General features: G+C 70.0%; 4 protein-coding genes. 2 read left to right on the top strand and 2 right to left on the bottom strand.

Translation table 11 applies throughout. The annotated features are described in order from the left end of the window. The coding region (locus VNR91_RS07750) for a non-canonical purine NTP pyrophosphatase (protein WP_325490198.1) at window positions 1–87 on the top strand (87 nt) is incomplete at its 5' end. Between the two features lie 165 nt (window positions 88–252). Beyond that, window positions 253–1,371 (top strand): radical SAM family heme chaperone HemW, encoded by a 1,119-nt coding sequence (hemW, locus tag VNR91_RS07745; protein ID WP_325490197.1) that lies wholly within the window; start codon window positions 253–255, stop codon window positions 1,369–1,371. Between the two features lie 30 nt (window positions 1,372–1,401). Here hemW and VNR91_RS07740 read toward each other — a convergent pair whose 3' ends face one another. Then, complete coding sequence (locus VNR91_RS07740; RefSeq protein ID WP_325490196.1) at window positions 1,402–2,970, bottom strand: hypothetical protein; 1,569 nt, start codon at window positions 2,968–2,970, stop codon at window positions 1,402–1,404. Between the two features lie 31 nt (window positions 2,971–3,001). Beyond that, on the bottom strand, window positions 3,002–4,918 hold a 1,917-nt coding region (locus VNR91_RS07735), incomplete at its 5' end, for a primosomal protein N' (protein ID WP_325490195.1).

The following is a 4,918-nucleotide window of genomic DNA, read 5'->3' as shown; positions in this document are numbered from 1 at the left end:
ACGTTCGGTGAGATGGACCCCGACTCCAAGCACGCGATCAGCCACCGCGCCGACGCCTTCCGCCAGCTCGTGGCGGCGGTATTCTAAAGCCCTCTCCCGGCGGGAGAGGGAGGGACCCATGCGACGCATGGGAGGGTGAGGGCGACGAGGATCGTCGAATCGTATCACCCGCATCCAACCCCGACTAGCCAGCGAGCTGGCAAGTCTTCGTATCCTTCTCCCGCCGGGAAAAGGATGACAGGCGCAACGGCAATGCACGCATCTCCCCCCCTCGCCCTCTACGTCCACTGGCCGTTCTGCGTCTCCAAATGCCCCTATTGCGACTTCAACAGCCACGTCCGCGATCAGGTCGATCAGGCGCGGTGGCGCGACGCGCTGCTCGCCGACCTCGCGCATGAAGCCGCCGCGCTGCCCGGGCGCAGGCTAGGGTCGATCTTCTTCGGCGGCGGCACCCCGTCGCTGATGCCGCCGGAAACGGTGGCGGCGGTGCTGGACGCGGCCGAACGTGCCTGGGGATTCGACGAGGCCATCGAGATCACGCTGGAGGCCAACCCCTCGTCCGTCGAGGCGGCGCGGTTCGGCGATCTCGCCGCCGCCGGGGTCAACCGCGTGTCGCTCGGCCTCCAGGCGCTCGACGACGCGGCGCTCGCCTTCCTCGGCCGCGCGCATGACGTGCGCGAGGGGCTCGCCGCGCTCGACACCGCACAGGCCGCCTTCGCCCGCGTCAGCTTCGACCTGATCTATGCCCGCCCCGGCCAGAGCCTGCCCGAATGGGAAGCGGAACTGGCGCGCGCGCTGGCGTTCGGCACCGAGCATCTCTCGCTCTATCAACTGACCATCGAACCGGGCACGCGCTTCGCCACGCTCGCGGCCAAGGGCCAGCTCGCGATCCCCGATGGCGACGATGCCGCCGAGCTGTTCGAGCTGACCGCCGCGATGACCGCCGCCGCCGGCTTGCCGCGCTATGAGGTGTCGAACCACGCCCGCCCCGGCGCGGAGAGCCGCCACAACCTCGCCTATTGGCGCTACCGCGACTATGCCGGCATCGGCCCCGGCGCGCACGGCCGGCGCGCCGGGCTGGCGACGCTCCGCCGCAAGAAGCCGGAGAACTGGCTGACGGCGGTCGACCGCAACGGCCACGGCACGGAGAGTGAGGAACCGCTCGATCCGCGCACCCGCGCGATGGAGGCGCTGCTGATGGGGTTGCGGCTGGCGGAGGGGATCACCCCCGATCCCGCGATCCTCGATCAGCGCGCGGTCGATCGCCTCGCCGCGCAGGGCCTGCTGGTCCGCGACGGCGCCCGGCTGCGCGTCACCGATGCCGGGATGCTGCTGCTCGACGGCGTGCTGCGGGAGATCGTGGCGGGGTAGCGCGCTTTCACCACCAACCGGCGCCGCGCGTCAGCCCTTGCCCTTCTCCTTCCCGTCCTTGCCGTCGTCGCTCTTCTTGTCCTTCGCCTCGTCGCGATCCTTCTTCAGGATCGCCAGCGCCGCCTCGGTGCCGCCCTGATCGAGCGCGTCGAGCACCTTGCCGGCGAATTCGGATCGTCCGTCCTCGATGCTGTAGGCGGGCGGGCCGAGCGCGACCCGCGCGTCCGCCGCCTTGCCCTGTTGCAGATAGACGTTCGCCGCGAGCAGGCGCAGGTCGGTGTCATAGGGCGCCAGCGCATAGGCATAGAGCAGCGCGCCGTCGGCGCTCTTGGGCGGGGTCTCCTTGGCGGCGAGGAAGCTCAGATAATATTCGACCAGCGGATAGGGATCCTCGGTATCCGCCTTGTTCGCCTTGATCAGCCAGCCGCGCGCTTCCTGCCATTTGGCCGCGTCGGTCACCTTGGCGGCGAGCAATTGCTCGATCTGCGCCTTGCCCTTGTAGATCAGCCCGTGAACCGAACTGGGATCGGCGGCGATCACCCTGTCCGCCGCCGCTTCCGACGCCGCATAATTCTTCGCGTCGAACTCGGCCTCGGCCAGCTCGTTCTGCGCGCCGGGATCGCTCGGGAACGGGGCGGCGAGCCGGCGGGCCAGTTCAGCGACGCCCGGCGCGGTCTTGTCCGTCACAGCGCGGGTCGACACGATCCGCGCCGGCATCACCGCCGCCTCGCCAGGGGTGAGCTGTCGGAGCTTGATCTCGCCGACCGTGAGCTGGCTCGCCGGGATGGTGATGGCCGGCAGCGAACGCTTCACATAGTTGCTCAGCGTCAGGTCGAGGCCGGAGACGTTGCCGAGCGCGGTGGCAGCTTCTTCCGCCGACTTATGCGAGTTGATCGCGACGATATAGTCCGCCAGCCGCTTGCGCCGCTCGGGATCGAAGGTCAGATAGTGGGTCAGCGCCCAGCCCCGGCTGTACAGCGCGTCGCGCGCTTCCGGGTCGAGCTTGCCGGGATCGAACCGCAGCAGGCGCGACATCGGCAGCAGGTTGAGCCGCGACACGGTATAGCCGCGATAGGTCGGCGGCGCGCCGAACATCACGCCCCCGTCGGAGGTGAAGCGCGCGGTGGCGTGGAATTCGGCGAACCCCTCGACGAACCACGGCGGGAACGCCGCGTCGGTCCAGTTGCTCAGCATCCAGTGGTGGGCATATTCGTGGAACAGCACCACCTGCGGCGTCATGCCATAGTCCGTCCCGGCGCCGCCGCTGCGCGGGGTGAACGCCACCGATCCGCTGGCGCGCGGGATATAGAATCCGGCGACGTTGCTCTGCCCCGACAATTTCTCGATCTCGGGGATGTTGTTGAGCACGAACACCGTCACCCGCGCCGATTTGCCGCGCCGGTCCTCGGGCGCCATGCGCAACTGGCGGATCGCGCTGTCGAACTTCTCCAGCCGCTCGGTAAAAGCGCGGACGTTCTCGGGCTTGTCGTCGGAATAGACGACGAAATGGCGGGAGCTGGCTTCCTGCCATTCGGCATGGGCGGCGGCGGGCAGCAACGCGATCGAGGCCAGCGGCCCCAGCAGGAGACGTACCTTCATGGCGCGATCCTAGAGCAACATCGCCCGGTGGCTAGAGGAAATTATAGGGATCGACATCCACCGCGACGCGCACCTTCGCCGGCCATTCCAGCGCGCCCAGCCAGTCGCGGATGACGTCCTGCACGTCGATCTGGCGCGTCGCATGGACCAGCAGGCGAAAGCGATGGCGCCCGCGCAGCATCGCCAGCGGGGCCGGCGCGGGGCCGAACACGTCCATGTTCTCGACGCGCGGCGCGGCGCGGGCGATCGTCCGCGCGGTGTCGTGCGCGGCGTCCTTGTCCTCGCTCGACACCACGATCGCGGCGAACCGGCCGAACGGCGGCGCGTCGGCGTCGCGCCGCGCCTCGGTCTCGGCGGCGTAGAAGCTTTCGGCGTCGCCGGAGACCAGCGCCTCGATCACGCGCGCGCCGGGGGCATGGGTCTGGACCAGCACCGTGCCCGGCTTCTCGCCGCGCCCCGCCCGACCGGCGACCTGCATGATCTGCTGGAACGTACGCTCGGCCGCGCGCAGGTCGCCGCCCTCCAGCCCCAGATCGGCGTCGATCACCCCGACCAGTGTCAGGTTGGGGAAGTGATAGCCCTTGGTCACCAACTGGGTGCCGACGACGATGTCGATCGCCTGCGCCTCCATCCGCGCGACGAACTCGGCCGCCTTGGCCGGGGACCAGATGGTGTCGCTGGTGACGATCGCGACCTTGGCGTCCGGGAACAGCGCGGTCGCCTCGTCGGCGATGCGCTCGACGCCGGGGCCGCACGCGACCAGGCTGTCCTCCGCATCGCATTCGGGGCAGGCGCGCGGTGTCGGGATGACGTGGCCGCAATGATGGCAGGCCAGCCGCCGGATCAGCCGGTGCTCGACCATCCACGCGGTGCAATTGGGGCACTGGAAGCGGTGCCCGCACGTCCGGCACAGCGTCAGCGGCGCATAGCCGCGCCGATTGAGGAACAGCAGCACCTGCTCGCCGCGTGCCAGCGTCGCGTCGATCGCACCGACCAGCTTCGGCGCGATCCAGCGGCCGCGCTCGGGCGGGTCGGCGAGCAGGTCGATCGCCTCGATCGCCGGCAGCTCCGCCTTGCCATAGCGGCCGGGCAGCTTCAGCTCGCGGTAGCGGCCCAGCTCGACCTGGTGCCGCGTCTCGATCGCCGGGGTGGCGGAGGCGAGCACCACCGGGCACCCCTCGAAATGCCCGCGCATCACCGCGACGTCCCGCGCGTGATAATGGACGCCGTCTTCCTGCTTGAAACTGGTCTCGTGCGCCTCATCGACGACGATGATGCCCAGGTCGCGATACGGCAGGAACAGCGCCGATCGCGCGCCGACCACCACCTTCGCCTGCCCCGCCGCGATCTGCCGCCACGCGCGCCGCCGCTGCGCCTGCCGCAGGCCCGAATGCCACGCCACCGGCTCGACCCCGAACCGCGCGTGGAACCGCTTGAGGAACGGTTCGGTCAGCGCGATCTCCGGCAGCAGGATCAGCGCCTGCCTGCCCTCGCGCAGCGCCTCGGCCACCCCCTCCAGATAAACCTCGGTCTTGCCCGATCCGGTGACGCCGTCGAGCAGGAATGGCTCGAATTCGGCGGTCGCGGTCGCCGCTTGCAGGATGCCGGCGGCATAGGCCTGTTCGGTGCTGAGCACCGGCGGGGCGTGATCGGGATCGGGTTCGGGGAAGGGGCTGTCGAGATCGACCGCCCGCCCCTCCAGCGCGCCGGCCTTGACCAGCCCGCGGATCACCGCGTCGGACACGTCGGCGATCGTCGCCAGCTCGCGGATCAGCCCCTGGCGGTCGCCGATCCGCTCCAGCGCCTGCTCGCGCTGGGCGGTCATGCGCGGCGGCACCTCGCCGGTCGCGCGATATTCGACGATGGTCTTGCCGCCTTCCAGCGCCGAGGTGGACGACAGCGCCATCCGCAGCACGGCGGCGAGCGGAGCAAGATAATAGTCGGCGGT

Origin of the sequence: Sphingomonas sp. (assembly GCF_035555815.1) — a bacterium.
Taxonomy (GTDB): domain Bacteria; phylum Pseudomonadota; class Alphaproteobacteria; order Sphingomonadales; family Sphingomonadaceae; genus Sphingomonas.
This window is presented reverse-complemented; position numbering and strand designations above follow the sequence as displayed.